The organism is Paenibacillus periandrae, assembly GCF_022458865.1.
GTDB classification, from domain to species: domain Bacteria; phylum Bacillota; class Bacilli; order Paenibacillales; family NBRC-103111; genus Paenibacillus_S; species Paenibacillus_S periandrae.
Map to the genome: position 1 here is coordinate 1 of NZ_JAJNMU010000126.1, position 492 is coordinate 492.

Genomic DNA, 492 nt, shown 5'->3' on the forward strand with positions numbered 1-492 from the left:
CGGGCCTTAGGGCGGATCTGGAAGCGTGTCTTAAGCAGTATGAAGAGCAGGGTCGCATGGACGGCTTCGAGCTCGGGCGGCAGGATAGCTGCGGGCCGGCCGGTACGCCCTCGGAGAAGCATCCGGATGCCAAGCGGCCGGATGAGATGCGGACGGAGGCCAAGGGGAGTTATGCCCAGGTGCTGGATCTGGAGGCGGTCCTAAGAGCGTCCCAAGCGTTCTCGGAAGAGAAGGATTCGCTGAAGCTGCTGTCCAGATTGATGACCATTATGATGGAGGCATCCGGAGCGGACAAGGGCGTTTGGATCAAGTCCGCAGGAAGGGAGCTTTTCATGGCGATGAAGCTGGATTTGAAGCAAAACGCGTCGCTTTGGACAGGTTTTCTTCCGCTGGACACGTGCAGCGAAGTCAGTCCGGCCTTCGTCCGTGAGGCGGCCATAAGCCGGGAGCCCGTCATCCGAAGCGATGCCGGAGGGGGCCAATTCGATGAGG

1 protein-coding gene is annotated in these 492 nt (G+C 60.6%); it reads left to right on the top strand.

Going from position 1 to position 492, the window contains the following annotated elements; all coding sequences use genetic code 11:
* Positions 1–146: 146 nt before the first annotated feature.
* A partial coding sequence (locus LRL21_RS44885; RefSeq protein WP_240422219.1) for a hypothetical protein occupies positions 147–492 on the top strand: 346 nt, incomplete at its 3' end.